1 protein-coding gene is annotated in these 827 nt (G+C 32.8%); it reads right to left on the bottom strand.

Annotated elements, in window-relative coordinates:
- Positions 1-654 (bottom strand): phosphotransferase family protein (locus AC3G7N_RS20745; RefSeq protein WP_489424058.1); only part of this gene is annotated, 654 nt, incomplete at its 3' end.
- Between the last annotated feature and the right edge of the window lie 173 nt (positions 655-827).

The raw sequence follows: 827 nt of genomic DNA, 5'->3' as shown, positions 1-827 counted from the left end.
AAAATCTATAATACCGGTAATTTCCCGTTTACAAGAATCATACAAAATGTTGGATGCACCAAAATCCCCATGAATTAATAATGGCTTAAAGGTAAAATCATTAACCTGTGAAAAGAAGTCCCCAAACAAAGCGGTAACGTCTTTCCTAGCTTCTTCCCTCATATATGGATAGAGTTTTCCTTGTATTTTTTTATACAAATCCACAAATTTCAATTGCAAATTAAAGGTTTGTTTTGGTAAAATCTTTTTTACCTCTTCTATAGAAATACCATGGAGCTCAATTAAAAATTCAACTAGTTGGGCTGCAATTTTTTCAACTTGTTGATCATCTGTGATTTTCTCAAAGTCATTTCTCCACAATGGTGTGCCTGGAATTAGTTTATACCCAGTAAATACTTTGCTAACTTCGAAGACATCAAATGATTGATAAATTGGAACAGGAATCGGTAGAGTTACATACTTATTTATATGCTCCAATATAACAGTCTCTTCTCGTAGTTGCTCAACACCTTGGGTATATTTTGGGAAATGAAACACAATTGCATGATCCACAATTAACACGTCATTATTTTGACCAATTTCATTTAGCTGAATATCATTAATCATCAGTTCCGGATAAACCTGTTTAATTCGATCGGCGTATGAAATAAACATTCAAATGCTCCTTAAGCTGCTAAATTTGTTCTTCTACTTCTCTCATCAATAGCCACTCGTCATTGATATTTTTCCAGTTTTCAATTGTAAATAGCCTTGCTTTTTCTTGTTCACCTTCAACCAAAATTTGTTCGTAAAAAACAATTGCATAATCAACTTGCTTCATTCTTATC

Source organism: Virgibacillus carmonensis (assembly GCF_057836705.1).
This window is presented reverse-complemented; position numbering and strand designations above follow the sequence as displayed.